At 48.6% G+C, this 14,434-nt stretch carries 14 protein-coding genes; 11 read left to right on the forward strand and 3 right to left on the reverse strand.

Going from position 1 to position 14,434, the window contains the following annotated elements; translation table 11 throughout:
• Positions 1–106 precede the first annotated feature (106 nt).
• From pyrD to rmf, 7 genes are all read left to right on the forward strand, one after another.
• Positions 107–1,114 (forward strand): quinone-dependent dihydroorotate dehydrogenase, encoded by a 1,008-nt coding sequence (gene pyrD, locus AT746_RS09545; protein WP_062479683.1) that lies wholly within the window; start codon positions 107–109, stop codon positions 1,112–1,114.
• Positions 1,115–1,219: 105 nt separating this feature from the next.
• Positions 1,220–1,747 (forward strand): cell division protein ZapC domain-containing protein, encoded by a 528-nt coding sequence (locus AT746_RS09550; RefSeq protein WP_062479685.1) that lies wholly within the window; start codon positions 1,220–1,222, stop codon positions 1,745–1,747.
• 148 nt (positions 1,748–1,895) lie between these two features.
• Positions 1,896–4,004 carry a bifunctional 23S rRNA (guanine(2069)-N(7))-methyltransferase RlmK/23S rRNA (guanine(2445)-N(2))-methyltransferase RlmL gene (gene rlmKL, locus AT746_RS09555; protein WP_062479687.1) on the forward strand — a complete coding sequence of 703 codons (2,109 nt, stop codon included), beginning with the start codon at positions 1,896–1,898 and terminating at the stop codon, positions 4,002–4,004.
• Complete coding sequence (locus AT746_RS09560) at positions 3,994–4,224, forward strand: glutaredoxin family protein (RefSeq protein WP_062479695.1); 231 nt, start codon at positions 3,994–3,996, stop codon at positions 4,222–4,224. The genes rlmKL and AT746_RS09560 overlap by 11 nt, the downstream gene beginning before the upstream one ends.
• A complete protein-coding gene (locus AT746_RS09565; protein ID WP_062479699.1) occupies positions 4,221–6,110 on the forward strand; it encodes an ABC transporter ATP-binding protein in 1,890 nt (629 codons plus the stop codon). Before AT746_RS09560 ends, AT746_RS09565 begins: the two co-directional genes overlap by 4 nt.
• 34 nt (positions 6,111–6,144) lie before the next feature.
• Entirely contained in the window at positions 6,145–7,863 is a 1,719-nt protein-coding gene (locus AT746_RS09570) for a DUF3466 family protein (RefSeq protein ID WP_062479705.1), read from the forward strand.
• A gap of 312 nt (positions 7,864–8,175) precedes the next feature.
• Positions 8,176–8,352 (forward strand): ribosome modulation factor, encoded by a 177-nt coding sequence (gene rmf, locus AT746_RS19640; protein ID WP_082633216.1) that lies wholly within the window; start codon positions 8,176–8,178, stop codon positions 8,350–8,352.
• 62 nt (positions 8,353–8,414) lie between these two features.
• Here rmf and fabA read toward each other — a convergent pair whose 3' ends face one another.
• Positions 8,415–8,933 carry a 3-hydroxyacyl-[acyl-carrier-protein] dehydratase FabA gene (gene fabA / locus AT746_RS09575; RefSeq protein ID WP_062479707.1) on the reverse strand — a complete coding sequence of 173 codons (519 nt, stop codon included), beginning with the start codon at positions 8,931–8,933 and terminating at the stop codon, positions 8,415–8,417.
• A gap of 169 nt (positions 8,934–9,102) precedes the next feature.
• Here fabA and AT746_RS09580 point away from each other — a divergent pair, with 169 nt between their 5' ends.
• Positions 9,103–9,348 (forward strand): hypothetical protein, encoded by a 246-nt coding sequence (locus AT746_RS09580; protein WP_062479709.1) that lies wholly within the window; start codon positions 9,103–9,105, stop codon positions 9,346–9,348.
• A gap of 15 nt (positions 9,349–9,363) precedes the next feature.
• Here the strand turns inward: AT746_RS09580 and AT746_RS09585 are convergent, their stop codons facing one another.
• Both AT746_RS09585 and AT746_RS09590 read right to left on the reverse strand, forming a co-directional pair.
• Positions 9,364–10,905 carry a Na/Pi cotransporter family protein gene (locus AT746_RS09585; RefSeq protein WP_197414353.1) on the reverse strand — a complete coding sequence of 514 codons (1,542 nt, stop codon included), beginning with the start codon at positions 10,903–10,905 and terminating at the stop codon, positions 9,364–9,366.
• Positions 10,906–10,920: 15 nt separating this feature from the next.
• Positions 10,921–12,327 (reverse strand): MBL fold metallo-hydrolase RNA specificity domain-containing protein, encoded by a 1,407-nt coding sequence (locus AT746_RS09590; RefSeq protein WP_062479712.1) that lies wholly within the window; start codon positions 12,325–12,327, stop codon positions 10,921–10,923.
• Between the two features lie 261 nt (positions 12,328–12,588).
• Between AT746_RS09590 and AT746_RS09595 the strand changes: the two genes are divergently transcribed.
• The 3 genes from AT746_RS09595 to AT746_RS09605 all read left to right on the forward strand — a co-directional run bounded on the left by AT746_RS09595 (position 12,589) and on the right by AT746_RS09605 (position 14,136).
• Positions 12,589–13,416, forward strand: coding sequence for a L,D-transpeptidase family protein (locus AT746_RS09595; RefSeq protein ID WP_197414354.1), 828 nt, complete (start codon positions 12,589–12,591; stop codon positions 13,414–13,416).
• Positions 13,417–13,510: 94 nt separating this feature from the next.
• Complete coding sequence (locus AT746_RS09600) at positions 13,511–13,786, forward strand: Lpp/OprI family alanine-zipper lipoprotein (protein WP_062479717.1); 276 nt, start codon at positions 13,511–13,513, stop codon at positions 13,784–13,786.
• Complete coding sequence (locus AT746_RS09605; RefSeq protein WP_062479719.1) at positions 13,783–14,136, forward strand: DUF1840 domain-containing protein; 354 nt, start codon at positions 13,783–13,785, stop codon at positions 14,134–14,136. The genes AT746_RS09600 and AT746_RS09605 overlap by 4 nt, the downstream gene beginning before the upstream one ends.
• Positions 14,137–14,434: the final 298 nt, after the last annotated feature.

Below are 14,434 nucleotides of genomic sequence, written 5' to 3' on the forward strand. Positions count from 1 at the left end.
TGTCCAGGGAAGGACGGTATGCCGGAAATGTCAGGAACGGATTTCCGGTGATCTCGTTCCTGTAACTGCAATCCAAATTAATCAATAACAGGTGGATACAGCGCCCATGTATACGTTTCTCAGAGAGTTATTGTTCAGTCTTGATGCCGAGAGATCCCACGATGTCAGTATGGGCTTTTTAAAACACAGCCAGCATAATTTGTTAAACAGATTGTATGCACAAAAGTTGCCGCCAAAACCGGTTCAGGTACTGGGTATGAACTTCCCCAATCCGCTGGGACTGGCCGCCGGATTGGATAAAAATGGCGAATGTATTGACGCTTTTGCTGCCATGGGGTTTGGCTTTATCGAAATCGGCACTGTTACGCCCAGACCTCAGCCTGGTAATGATAAACCCAGATTATTCCGCTTACCCCAGTCTCAGGCCATCATCAATCGTATGGGCTTTAACAACAAAGGGGTTGACTATCTGGTAGAGCAGGTCAGGCAGGCGGAATATCAGGGCATTCTGGGCATTAACATCGGTAAGAACAAAAGCACAGCCGAAGAGCGCGCACTGGATGATTATATTCTGTGTCTGGACAAGGTCTACAACCATGCCAGCTATGTCACCATCAATATTTCATCACCGAATACACCCGGCCTGCGAAATCTGCAATACGGCGAAGCCCTGGACTCATTGTTGCGTGGTCTGAAACTACAGCAGGATAAATTGGCCCAGCGCCATGGTAAGTATGTTCCGATACTGGTAAAGATTGCCCCGGATCTCAGCGATGAAGAATTACAGGATATTGCCCGCTCACTGATGCAAAGTGGCATGGATGGTGTGATTGCCACCAATACCACCCTCAGCCGCGAAAAGGTTAAGGGGCAGCAATATGCACAGGAGAGTGGGGGACTCAGTGGATCGCCACTGACAGACCAGAGTCAGATGATCGTCAGCAAACTCAGTAAGGCGCTGCAGGGTAATATGCCAATTATTGGTGTCGGCGGTATCGATTCACCCGAGACAGCAAAAGCCCGCATGAACGCAGGATCGGATCTGATCCAGATCTACTCCTCTTTGATCTATCAGGGGCCTGAACTGATCGCCAGGATCCTTAAATCCTTATAAGGATCCCGCCGCGATCCTTTCCCACTATTATAAAAAAATATTAATAAAAATAGATGGTTAGGTGTATGTTCAGGGAAGACAATAATAAGCGATGGAGGGCCCGGTATGCTGCAACCTGATACAAACTGGTATTGGTTTTATGATTCACAACATGGCTGCTTGTCGCTGTCTATGGGCGAAATGCAGTTTACAACACCTTATGCATACAAGGTGCTCAATCGCTCTCCCGTCAAGGCGGCAGATTTCGACCTGCAGGACCTTGAGCATTATTCTCTAGTTGCCCGTGAGCTTGAATTGACATGCACGACCTTTTCGGCTGCGCTAAAGACTCAGTTGGCGCTGAATATTTGTGCAGCCCTGAGATTCCATAAGCCGCTGATGCCAAAAAGCTGGTTCTTTAATCGTCACAACAATCCGGGCCATTATCATCACCTTGCATACCTGACCACCGCAACCTCAGAAGCCAGAGTCTGGGTTGTCGAAGAAAAGCCCAGCAGTTGCCTGTGCATGCTATTGAGCCCTGAACTTGAGCTTCGTCAGGGTAAAACAATGAAACAGTTTGAGCTTATCCGGGTTACACCGGATTGTTTGCTACCTTGCCTGGAACAATACCCACAGTTAAAACGAGCCTGAGTATCACAGCTCGGAGTTGTTGTGCCAATCTGCTCTGACAGAGCAATTATCTGTGTGGATTGGTATTCTCCTCAGTGATAAAAATTGATCCATACAAAAGACATCATTTCCCTTATAATCCCTGCCTTTGATTTTTAACGGGCACGGCATGTACGCTTTTTTGATAACAACTTCCAAGGGTCTGGATGAACTGCTGATGCAGGAAATTGCAGAACTCTGTCCGGATTTGAGTCTGAAATCCAAGCCTGGTCAGGTGTTGTTTGAAGGAGAGCTCGAGCAGGCTTATCGTATCTGTCTGTGGTCGAGGCTGGCCAACCGGGTATTGCTGACGCTGGCTGAAGGCGAGATCAATGACGCAGAGCAGCTCTACAAGTTAGCCAGCAGTATCAACTGGTCATTGCAAATGGATGTGACACAAAGCTTTGTGGTCGATTTTATCGGTACCAACAGGGCGATAAACAACAGTCAGTTTGGTGCGGTAAAAGTTAAAGATGCCATAGTGGATCAGTTTCAGGAACTCTATGAGCGCCGTCCCAATGTCAGCAAAGAGCATCCGGATTTGCGCATTCAGTGTCGCTTGTGGCGACAGAACCTGGGTATCTATCTGGATCTGAGTGGTCACAGTCTGCATCAGCGTCATTATCGCCTGAAGGCCGGCAGTGCTCCGGTAAAAGAACATATTGCGGCGGCCATGTTATACCGTAGTGGCTGGATTAAGAACCAGAGCCAGGTGATTGCTGACCCCATGTGCGGCGCAGGAACGGTGGTCATAGAAGCGGCCCTGATAGCCTGTAATATTGCTCCGGGATTATCCCGGAGGGACTGGGGTTTCAGTCGCTGGAAAAAGCACCAGGATGCAATCTGGCAGGATCTTGTCAGCCAGGCCGAAGTGCAGCAACGTGCCTGCAGTACCCCCATTTTTGCCAATGATATCGATGCCGCTATGGTTGCGCTGGCAAAACAGAATGCCGGTGCCGCCGGTGTTGCCCAGGACATTGTATTTTCAAATCAGGATGCGCTGCAGTGGCGTTGTGATGAGACCGAACCTGGCTATCTGGTGTCTAATCCTCCTTATGGTGAGCGCCTGGGTGAGCTGACCCAATTGCTCGGTTTGTTCGCCAACTGGGGGCTGCATATCAAGCAGCATTTTAAAGGCTGGAAACTGTCACTGCTGACCTCTAACCGTGACCTGCTGCGTCAGATGAAGCTCCTTGCCAATAAGACTTATCAGCTTTATAACGGCAAGCTCGAATGCCAGCTGGTTAATTACAACCTGGATGAGAAAAACTGCGAAATACGTGAGCAGGCGCCTGCCGGTAGTGACTTTGCTAACAGGTTACGAAAGAACCTGAGTCGTCTCAAAGGCTGGCTTAAGCAGCTCGACAGTAACTGTTACCGCATTTATGACGCTGATTTACCAGAGTATAATCTGGCCATTGATATCTACGCTGACTGGGTGGTAGTGCAGGAGTATGCGGCACCCAAAGATATTCCCGAAAGCAAAACCCGTAAGCGTCTGATGGATGCGCTGATGCAGCTGCCATCGGTATTGAATATCGACAGTGACAAGATTGTGCTGAAGGTGCGTCAACAGCAAAAGGGAAAAGAGCAATACCAGAAAATCGCCACAGAAAAAGAGTATCTGCAAGTGTGGGAGAATGGCGCGCGTTTTTGGGTCAATCTTAAAGATTATCTGGATACCGGGCTGTTTCTGGATCACCGCACTACCCGCGAAATGGTCAAACAGCGCAGCAAAGGCAAGGATGTGCTGAATTTGTTTGCCTACACCGGTGCGGTGTCGGTGCAGGCGGCGCTGGGCGGGGCCAAATCCGTCACCACAGTGGATATGTCAAAGACCTATCTGGAGTGGGCTAAGCGTAACTTTGAGCTGAATAAACTGAGTAACGTGTATCAGTATCGCTTTTTGCAGGAGGATTGCCTGCAATGGTTGCGCGAGCACAATGGTAAATACGATTTGATTTTTATCGATCCGCCGTCATTTTCCAATTCTAAACGCATGCAGGATACCTGGGACGTACAGCGGGACCATCTGGCTTTACTTGGCGATGCACAGGCCTGCCTCAGGCCCGGTGGGGAAATCGTGTTTTCCAATAATCTGCGCTCCTTCAGGCTTGATGAAGACGGGCTCCGGGCCATGGGGTTGCAGGCTGAGAATATCAGTGCACGGACCTTGCCGGAGGATTTTAAACGAAATCCCAAGATTCACCATTGTTGGGTTATTCGTCATGCAAACTAGCGTGCTTTTATACAGTACCGAGGGCTGTCACTTGTGTGAGCAGGCCGAGGAGCTGGTGCTGGCCATGGCACCAGAGATGCACATTAAAAAGATAGATATTGCCTATGATGATGCCTTGTATGAGCAATATCGTTACCGTATTCCGGTATTGAAAAACGCCGCTGATGCTGAGCTTAACTGGCCTTTTGATACCGCTACACTAAAAGAGTTTCTATCTTGAGTTTACTGCAGTTAAAAAACGCGCAACTGGCCTTTGGCCACCAGGCATTGCTGGATCATGTTGAAATGGTCATCCAGCCACAGGAACGGGTGTGTCTGGTGGGGCGTAATGGTTGTGGAAAATCTACCTTATTAAAAATTATTGAAGGCAGTATGCACCTGGATGATGGCCAGCGCATTGTTGCAGCAGAGACCATCATTGCGCGTCTTGAACAGGATCCGCCGCAGTCAGTGCAGATGAGTATATTTGATTATGTGGCTGAGGGGCTGGCGGAGTCCGGCGAATTACTCAAAGCCTGGTTTCATATCACCGCACAGGTGGCCAGCGATCCTAGTGAACGAAATCTTAACCGCATGCAACAGTTGCAGTCTGAGCTGGATCATCTCAACGCCTGGCAGTTTGAGCAGCGTATTACTCAGGTGCTGACTCAACTGGAGCTCGACGGCGAACAAGCCCTGTCATCCCTCTCAGGTGGCTGGCGGCGCAAGGCGGCCCTGGCCCGGGCGCTTGTGACAGCACCGGATATCCTGCTACTGGATGAGCCTACTAACCATCTGGATGTGCAGAGTATTCAGTGGCTGGAAAAAGTGCTGATGGATTTCAACGGCACCGTGGTGTTTGTCAGCCATGACCGTGCCTTTATTCGTAATATTGCTACCCGCATATTGGATCTGGACCGGGGACAGCTCACCAGTTATCCGGGTAACTATCAGCAGTATCTGGATAAGAAAGCTGAAGATCTGGCGATTGAGCAAAGCCACAATGCCCTGTTTGATAAAAAGCTCTCAGAAGAAGAACGCTGGATCCGGCAGGGAATTAAGGCCCGTCGGACCCGTAATGAGGGCCGGGTCAGGGCGCTCAAAGCCCTGCGTAAAGAGCACGCTCAGCGCCGACAGGTTCAGGGTACAGCCAAAGTCAGCCTGGCTGACAGTCAATCATCGGGCAAACTGGTTTTTGAAGCCAAAGCGCTCAGTTATGCTATTGAGGGCAAGCCGATTGTCCGTGATCTGGATTTCAGCCTGTTGCGGGGTGACAAACTGGCACTGGTGGGTCCCAATGGTTGTGGTAAAAGTACCCTGATCCGCTTATTGCTTGGTAAACTGCAGCCGGACTCCGGTAGCGTACGTCAGGGCACTAACCTTGATCTGGCCTATTTTGATCAACATCGGGTGGCACTGGATCAGAATGTCAGCGTTGTGGATGCGGTGGCCGATGGCAAGAAAGAGCTGACCATCAATGGCCGTACCCGTCACGTGATCAGTTATCTGCAGGATTATCTGTTTGCCCCGGACCGTGCACAGGCGCCGGTGCATTCGTTGTCCGGGGGCGAGCGTAACCGGTTGTTGTTGGCAAAGCTACTGGCTAAACCCAGTAATCTGCTGATTCTTGATGAGCCAACCAATGACCTGGATGTAGAAACTCTGGAGTTACTGGAAGAAACCCTCAGTCAGTACCCCGGTACATTGATTCTGGTCAGCCACGATCGGGAGTTTGTGGATAATGTGGTCACGTCCAGTCTCTATTTTGAAGGGCAGGGCAAGATCCAGGAATTTGTTGGCGGCTATGCCGAGATTAATCAGTGGTACAGCCAACAAAATAGACCAGCAGCGGAAACTAATAGCAAAGCGCAAAGTCCAACGGCCAGACCTTCTGCCAGCAAAGGGCAGAAATTATCCTATAAGTTTCAGCTTGAGCTTGAGAAGTTACCGCTGAAGATAGAACAGCTTGAACAACAGGTTGCTGAACTGGAGCAGCGTGTGAACAGCCCGGATTTCTTTAAACAGGAACCGGAACAAACCGCCAGCCTGCTTGAGAAGCTTGCCAATACTCAGAGTGAGTTGGAACAAGCCTATGACAGGTGGGAAGAATTAGATAGCATGTCCTAGACGGAAATGTGCTTGCAGTAAAACAGGATCACAGATGACAAAAACAAGACTATACCCTTTTTCCACATTAGCCCTGACATGTCTCAGCCTTGGAGTCTCTGCGGCCAGTTATGAGGTTGTTGAACTGGACGCCACGGATAAAGGTGTTTCCAGCTTTGCCGCTGCAATTAATGAACAGGGGCAGACCGGTATACTGGTACAAACGCCATTTAACCCGCCCATTGATATCAGCCTGTTAAACCTTGAAGAGAACGATGCCCTGCGGGATCAGTTGAATGACCCTGATGCAGTAGAGAACGGTCAGATCAGTGAAGAAGATTTGGTGATTATTTACCGTTTTCTGGTTGGCAGCGTGCCTGCTAATCTGCTGTACCAAAAACTGGGCTCAATACAGAGTTACCTCGCCAATGGAACCGGCAGCACAGAAGAAACTGGTTTCGATATCGTCGATGCCGATATGGAGGAACTCAGTCGCAGCGTTGATACTTTTGTGACCGATATCAACAGCCAGGGTGATGTAGCCGGATATGGCAGTGCGCCATACACTAAGTTTCCATGGGTTAATGAGGACGATGAAGCCCTGACCTATGTAGCACGGGAATTCAGCAGTCGCGGTTTTGTCAGAATTAACGGTCAGCTGGTTGAGCTTTCTCCGGAAGAGACATCACTGGGTGGTTTCAGCCAGGCCAGGGCCATTACTGACAATTATCTCGTAGCCGGCACTGTGTCCACAGAAGCGAATGATATTTTGCTGGATACGCTGGAGGATTGTAATGATGAAGAGACCCGGGGCGATTTTCCGGCCGAAGTCTGTTACAACGATGCCGTGAGAAGTCTTGAATCGAATTACAATCGTGCTCTGAACAGGTTTTTTCAGACCCGTGCCAATGTCTGGCAACTGGACGCTGAGGGCAATATCAATGGGCAAACCCGCTACGGTATCAGCTATCAGCCAGATGAAGAAGACACCGGGGTTTATGTCAGCCGAGCTGTAGATGTCAACGAGCAGGGTATAGCCGTTGGTGAAACCAGCCACCTGAATCCTTTCCGGGATAATGTTGTACGTAATTATGCGGCAATATTCAAAGAGGGCGAAGTCATGGCGTTTGCGGATCAGGAAGATTACTCCCTGAGCTCTTTAAACCGCAATAACACCCTAAGTACTGCCACTGCAATCAACAATCAGAATCAGGTTGTAGGTTATGCGATTAAAACGATAAATGGTTTTGACCGGACCAAGTTTTTTGTCTATGACCTTGATTCAGAAGAGCTGGTGTTTCCGGATGATTTCTTCCCTGGCTCAGCCAGTATCGCAAGGGACATTAATGATCAGGGACAGGTTGTGGGCGAGGGGGAAGTTGACTCGGTGATAGGCAGTTCTACCCGCAGACGTCACGCATTTTTGTATGATATTGATGAGCAGCGTTTTGAAAATCTCAATGATTTAATCGGCTGTGACGCGCCTTATACTCTGGTTCAGGCCCATAGCATTAATAACAACGGTGAAATTGCAGCATTGGCTACCGTTACCGGTGTCAGAAAAGACATTACCGGGGAACCGCAATTGGACGACGACGGCAATCAGATCGCTGAAGAAACAGTAATGACGGTAAAACTTGTACCTGTTCCGGGAGGCAGCCCTGATGACTGTGAAGAGACGGACGACAAACAAGAACGCCAGGGCGCCGGCATAGGCTGGTTACTGCTGGCGTTAATGACCATGGTGGGACTGAGACGCCGTTACCAGTCATAATCACGCAGAAAGACTTGCAATGGATGTCACCTAAACAAGTTGCAGGATTACCTGATAAAAAAGCCTCTGAAAAACAGAGGCTTTTTTGTTTTTGCATCCTATCTTTTTGATTTAACAATATATTCCATACACATCGATTTATGACAGAACTATTACAAAATAATGTAAGGAAAATGTCATAACAATTCAGTCAGTTAAATAATGTCAATAAGTACTGCAAGGAAGTTATATTGAACCATTGGTACAGATCCTCTATCACATAAGTGTGGTCGCAATGATCACAACTTCAAACTCTACGGATGAGGTATCTAAATGAAAAGACAGAAAAGAGATAAACTTTCCCGTGCTCATGCTAAAGGCTATCAGGCAGGCATATCAGGTCGTTCCAAAGAAATTTGCCCTTATCAGACAATGGATAGCCGCTCTCAATGGTTAGGAGGGTGGCGAGCCGCTCAGGAAGACCGAAGTATAGGGTTAGTTAATCGCTAGTCCGTCATCTCGTAAAAAAAGCCCCGTAGGGGCTTTTAACGTTTTAAGGGTAACAGAAACGGTCAGAAATTGCTGGTGTCCTGGAATAAGCCGACTTTGAGATCTTTTGCTTCGTAGATTTTCCTGCCATCCACTTCAACAATGCCATCAGCCATACCCATGAAGAGCTTGCGCTTAATAACACGCTTCATATGAATTTTATAAGTCACTTTTTTCGCAGTTGGAAGAATCTGACCTGTGAATTTCACCTCACCTACGCCCAGTGCGCGGCCTTTACCCGGGCCCTCACACCAACCCAGAAAAAAACCAACCAGCTGCCACATGGCATCCAGACCAAGGCAGCCAGGCATCACAGGATCGCCGGGGAAATGACAATCGAAAAACCACAGGTCCGGTGAAATATCTAACTCGGCAATGATATGTCCTTTATCGTAGTCTCCGCCCTGCTCAGAAATGCTGGTGATTCTGTCCATCATCAGCATGTTAGGAGCGGGCAATTGGCTGTTACCTGGGCCGAACAATTCGCCCCGGCTACAGGCGAGCAAATCTTCTCGGGAAAAGCTGGATTGTTTGAGTGTCATATTTCACTTATGGTTAGGGGTAATTGAGCGCCTTAATTTAGCGAACACTCGTGCGCCAAACAACTCTGAACAGTGATATTTTTGTTTATCCAATCAATACTGTACAGGTATCGGTTGTGGCAGAGTGGTAATATCTACCAATCTGATAGCTAAAGAATCCCGATTTAAGATGAAAAACACCAATGCGAACGCAGAAAAGCAGCGGCGATTCCGCGAACGTCAGAAAGAAAAAGGCCGCAAAGAAGTCAGAGGCTATGTTAATCCTAAAGCCATGCAGTGTTACCAGGAACTGGCCGAGAAAAGTGGCTGGACAGACAGTGAGCTACTCAGTAACGCGTTACGCGTAACCTATGCAGCCTATCGTTGTGGGCAAATCAAGCTGCTAAACGAGTGGCTTAAGAAACATGATTACTAGGTGGGCATAAGAAAGCTATTGCTCTTTAGCCCATGACTCTTCCTGCTCGTCATGAAGCTGAAGTTGCTCTTTGACTTCGTTTAAACGCCGCACAAAACGTAAAATACTGCTCAGTCCGTTCAGGCTGCGCTCTAATCGGTTCAGATCCAATTTCTGGGCGACACAAGTGCGCATCATAAACAGGCGTAATTGCTGGTAATCCTGATTCAGTTGTTGCCAGTGTTCAGCGTTGTTTTGTTCTGTGTCCGAAACATATTGCTGCAGCTTGCCAAGCCAAACGCCAATTTCGGGAAGAAAAGAGAACAGGGTGTCGTCAGTACTGGATTGTACAGCGAAATCCCGATAAGACTGAATGGCGGTAGATAAACCATGCAGGGTGGCTAGTGCAATTTCAAACTCAGCACTTTGTGCTTCGGTCAGGGTATTACGACTGGCTTTGGCAACAAACTCTTTTGCCTGACTAATCTTTTCCGAAAGTTCACTAAGCTTTGGCTCTGATTCCACCAGGGTAATCTTCAGTGAGCGGGTCTGATAGTGAATATGCCCTATTTGCTTAAACAGTGCTCCAAGGGCTAATTCAGGCATAGAGGCAATATTGGCGTCCAGTTCATTGTGACGATGCTTATCTCCTCTGAAGCGTTTGAGTAACCACCTGGAAAGGTGGGGCTCAACCGGAAGCATTAGCAGTACTCCGAGAATATTGAAGCCACTATGAAAGATTGCAAGAGTCATGGGCAAGGCATTGGCCTGAGTTGTCAGATAATCACCTGCCGACCACAGCAGTACCGGCAGCACCAACAGCGCCACAGCACCGGTCAGCAAGTTAAAAAGAATATGGGCCAGTACCAGTCGCTTGGCACTGCTGGAAGCACCAAAACCGGATATGATGGCCGTCGAGGTGGTACCGATGTTTGCACCGATAACCGCCGCTGCCGACATTTCTAATTGAGCTATGCCTGTGGCTGAGGCGGTAAGAATAATAGCCAGAGCGGCACTGGATGATTGGGTCACAATGGTCAGCACAATACCCAGGGTCAGACCAATCAGTACCGGACTGTTTACAAACTGCATCATACGGTCTGGGGCGATTTGAATCCCTGAAAAGCTTTGCTGTAAAGAGGCTATCCCCATAAACAGCAAGCCAAAACCGGCCAGCGCCATACCCAGCGATTGTCCCCTGACACGGGGGGAAAACACTTTCATTAGTGCACCAATACCAATCAGGGGCAGGGTAATGGCGGTGAAATCCAGCTTGAAGCCAATTATGGTTACTAACCAGGCGGTGAAGGTGGTACCGACATTGCTGCCAAATATGACCCATACAGATTGTGAAAAGGTCATCAGTCCCGCATTGATAAAACCGATGGTGGCAACCGTTACTGCACTGGATGACTGTACCATTCCGGTGACTAATACGCCGGCAACAAAGCCTCTGCGCCGATTACAAATCCATTGACCAAGGAGCTGTTCAAGGGCCTTACCGCCGGCGACTTTCAGTCCCTCGGTCATCATCCACATGCCTATGAGGAAGAGGCCCAGGGCCCCCAGTATCTGCATCCACATATCTGTTTCTCAGAACACCAGGCTATGATTCCTGGCCGGGATCTCCACATTCATCTGCAGTTCTTTGTAGAGCCTGTCAGCCAGTGCCTGCTGAGCTTTGGGCTCGCCATGCACCAGTACAACCTGAGGAACTGGCTTAAAATGGCTAATCCACCTGACCAGCCCTGACTGGCCTGCATGTGCAGAAAAGCCGCCAAGGGTCTCAATCTGCGCCTTAACAACATATTGTTCGCCAAAGAGTTTGATATGTCTGGCACCATCAACCAGGATCCGGCCCAGCGTGCCTCGTGCCTGAAAGCCAACAAAAATAAGGGTATTGTTGGGGTTCCATATACGCTGTTTGAAATGATGGCGAATTCGCCCACCGGTGCACATACCACTGCCGGCAATGATAATGGCGCCACTTTTCATCTTATTAATGGCCATTGAATCTTCCGGTGTTACAGACAAAAACAGATTAGGTAAAAAGTCCTCCAGCGGGGCTTTATGGTCTTTATCGAGATGCTGAGTATCTTCATCTGAGAGCAGTTCCAGCCATTTTTCATAGATCCGGGTTACGTCAATGGCCATAGGGCTGTCGAGAAAAATCTGCCAGTTATCCAGTTTGTTCTGTTGGCGTAAACAGCCCAGATGAAACAACAACTCCTGGGTGCGGCCAACGGCGAAGGAGGGGATCATGACATTTCCGCCACGGTTCCAGGTGTCTTTGAGGATTTGCTCCAGTTGCGCCAGCGTGTCTTCTTCGGTGCGGTGCTCGCGATCGCCATAGGTGCTCTCCATCAGCACCAGATCGGCTTTCTTCGGCGAACTGGGATCGTTCATCAGCACTGCGTCACGCTTGCCTAAGTCACCACTGAACACCAGGGTTTTCTGCTTACCCCGTTCAGTAAAAGTCAGCTCTACAATGGAAGAACCAAGTATATGGCCGGCATCATGCAAACAAAGATTAGCATTGCCGGAGCAAATTGATCTCGTTTCGCAGTAATCCAGGCCCTCACATAAATCAAGTACCCGCTCTACATCCTGCATGGTATATTCCGGCTTGCGCTCTGGCTTGCCCTGGCGTTTACGTTTCAGATTCTCGCGCTCAAGATCCCGTTCATACAGCCCAGCGGCGTCTTTTAGCATTACTACCAGCAGATCTGCCGTTGCACTGGTGCAGTATATAGGCCCGGTGAAACCCTGATGCACCAGTTTTGGCAGCATGCCACAATGGTCAAGATGACCATGGGAAAGGATCACGGCGTCAATCCCCGCCGGGTTAAACTGAAAATGTTCTTCTTCCAGGCGGCTGATCAAATCCCCCCCCTGATGCATACCGCAATCCAGCAGTAGTTGCCCAAAACAATCAGATTCCAGCAGGTGGCAACTGCCTGTGACTTCCTGCGCGGCGCCAAGAAAGGTAACGGTAGCCATAGAAATGAGTACTCTTTTAAAATGCTTATGGACTGTTAAGTTAGCAGTATTTACCGCAATAAACCTAAGATTTGGACGTAAATTTGATACAGATCAGCGAATTAGAATTCTCAGTACTTATATCTGATAAGGATACCGGCTACACTGATGTCTGGTGATTTAATGGAAAGTAACATATTGAATAATAATGTTATTTTAAAGCGCTTGGGGCTGCTGCTATTGCTCTGTATGAATCTTGTCATGATTTCACAGGGCAGGGCAGTGAGCTATTCTCTGCCACAGGCGGGCAGTGATTTGATTGCCGAAGATCACACCATTTCTGTAACAGAGGGCCAGACTCTGGCAGATATTGCCGAGCAGTATTCACTGGGTTTTAACGAACTGGTTGCTGCAAATTCAGGTCTGGATCCCTGGATCCCCAAACCCGGTAGCCAGGTGACATTGCCGGCGCAAACTATTCTGCCAGAACATCGCTCCGGGGTTGTGATCAATCTGGCAGAGTATCGTCTGTATTACTTTCCTCCTATGACCAATAAGGTCATCACCTATCCGGTGGGAATAGGGCGCATTGGCTGGGATACACCAGTAACCAAAACACGTGTTACCGGCAAAAACAAAGACCCGTGGTGGCGTGTGCCTCAGAGTGTCAGACAGGAGCACCGTAAACAGGGCCGAGAACTACCGGAAATGGTCAGGCCGGGTAAGGATAATCCTTTAGGTGGCTACGCAATAAACCTTGGCCTGCCGGGGTATTTATTGCATGGAACCAATAAGGGCTTTGGTATCGGCACCCGTGTCAGCCACGGTTGCATAAGACTGCGTAATACAGATATTGAAGCGCTTTATCAGCAGCTTCCTGAAGGTACCGAAGTCAGCATCATGAATCAGCCAGTCAAGGTGGGCTGGCATCAGGGCAAACTGATGCTCGAAGTGCACCCGGCGCTGGAAAAGCAGGAGTTTAACAGTCTCACACCTGTTACCGCTGCTATTGTAAAACACATTCAGAACACAGAGATTGATATTGACTGGGATAAAGTGCTGTCAATTGCCAGAAAACAACAGGGGATTGTGCAGCAAATATCAAAATAACGGCTCGTAACATTGCATACTGGCGAGGGTTGACTAGTTTTATAACAGCTTAGTACCAGTTATTTTATGTGATTGGTAAAACAAGGAGGCAAAAATGAAGAAACTGTATTTTCCTGTAATCTCCGCAGTGGTGATTTTGGGACTGGGTGGTTGTGCGTCAAACAGCACTGATCCACTGCAGGCTCAGATAGATCAGCTGCAAAGCGAAGTAAAACGGCTGAACAGCCAGAGCAATGATGCGGTCTCAGCGGCCAAATCCGCAGACAGAAAGGCAGAGATGGCCATGGATGAAGCGGTAAAGGCTCAGCAAATGGCCAGAGATTCTGAAGAAAAGGCCGAGCGCATGTTTGAACGTTGCTGCGGCAAATGATCGTCACTTTTAAAACCAGGGCATTCAGCAATATCACCATGTTTGGTGATATTGCTGTGCATTTGCTGAAAATGATGGGCCAGACAGGCAACGTGCCCGGCGCCATCAAAGATGGAGATGTCAGCCAGGCTTATCAGACCCTAAAGCAAGCCCTGGAGACGCTGCCGGAAGACCTGAGTATCGATCAGAGTCAGGAGTCAGACAGTCAGACGGAGAGCCCAGGCGGTTATCAGGATAAGGATGAAGAAGAACAGCAGCGCACAGCCGTCAGCCTTGAACAAAGGGCCAAGCCGCTACTGGATTTACTCGAAGCAGCTGCTAAAGACAATACCTATGTAAGCTGGGAATAAGTATCTGCACCAATTTCAATTCGCAGCGCTACGTAAAATCTGAGCACTAGGAACCCATGACCATACACAGATTTCACGTAGCGACACCGAAACTCGCCAATAATAACCACCATAATCTGTAACTTTTATCCTGACCAACAGACTTCATAGCGTAAACACAATTAACAGTTTATCTCCACTAATGTATATTATGTTAAATATACAATTTTGACTTAAAGGGCTTTCAATGAATGTATGTAATAACTTCATGAGTCCCACCCTATCTGAAATCTGAGGAATTAGAGAAACACCGAACGCC

The organism is Lacimicrobium alkaliphilum (assembly GCF_001466725.1).
In the GTDB taxonomy this organism is placed as follows: domain Bacteria; phylum Pseudomonadota; class Gammaproteobacteria; order Enterobacterales; family Alteromonadaceae; genus Lacimicrobium; species Lacimicrobium alkaliphilum_B.

Coding starts and splice junctions, on each gene's coding strand:
- pyrD (WP_062479683.1), top strand. CDS start 107: ATGTATACGTTTCTCAGAGAGTTATTGTTCAGTCTTGATGCCGAGAGA.
- AT746_RS09580 (WP_062479709.1), top strand. CDS start 9,103: ATGAAAAACACCAATGCGAACGCAGAAAAGCAGCGGCGATTCCGCGAA.
- fabA (WP_062479707.1), bottom strand. CDS start 8,933: ATGACACTCAAACAATCCAGCTTTTCCCGAGAAGATTTGCTCGCCTGT.
- AT746_RS09560 (WP_062479695.1), top strand. CDS start 3,994: ATGCAAACTAGCGTGCTTTTATACAGTACCGAGGGCTGTCACTTGTGT.
- AT746_RS09600 (WP_062479717.1), top strand. CDS start 13,511: ATGAAGAAACTGTATTTTCCTGTAATCTCCGCAGTGGTGATTTTGGGA.
- rmf (WP_082633216.1), top strand. CDS start 8,176: ATGAAAAGACAGAAAAGAGATAAACTTTCCCGTGCTCATGCTAAAGGC.
- AT746_RS09550 (WP_062479685.1), top strand. CDS start 1,220: ATGCTGCAACCTGATACAAACTGGTATTGGTTTTATGATTCACAACAT.
- rlmKL (WP_062479687.1), top strand. CDS start 1,896: ATGTACGCTTTTTTGATAACAACTTCCAAGGGTCTGGATGAACTGCTG.
- AT746_RS09585 (WP_197414353.1), bottom strand. CDS start 10,905: ATGCAGATACTGGGGGCCCTGGGCCTCTTCCTCATAGGCATGTGGATG.
- AT746_RS09590 (WP_062479712.1), bottom strand. CDS start 12,327: ATGGCTACCGTTACCTTTCTTGGCGCCGCGCAGGAAGTCACAGGCAGT.
- AT746_RS09570 (WP_062479705.1), top strand. CDS start 6,145: ATGACAAAAACAAGACTATACCCTTTTTCCACATTAGCCCTGACATGT.
- AT746_RS09605 (WP_062479719.1), top strand. CDS start 13,783: ATGATCGTCACTTTTAAAACCAGGGCATTCAGCAATATCACCATGTTT.